Here is a 231-nt window from a genome sequence, read left to right on the forward strand (position 1 = left end):
CCTGCACCCGATCAGACCCGGCGTTAATCTCGAAATGACCGGTACCGGTCAAGGCATTGCTGCCATCGAGCGCGCGCTCATCCAGATTGACCCCGGTGCCTGCCACGAAGCCGGGTGCATGACCATCCTTCACGGTGAGCGGCAAGTCGGTGGAGACGCTGTCCCCGTCCTTGTCGCTCAGGGTCACGGTGAGCGGCAGATCCAGTGACTCGCTGCCCTGGTGATCCAGCT

1 protein-coding gene is annotated in these 231 nt (G+C 63.2%); it reads right to left on the reverse strand.

All coding sequences use genetic code 11. The features are described 5' to 3' along the window. A partial coding sequence (locus ACW5W7_RS21375; protein WP_456503009.1) for a hypothetical protein occupies positions 1-231 on the reverse strand: 231 nt, incomplete at both ends.

Source organism: Aeromonas intestinalis (genome assembly GCF_054052485.1).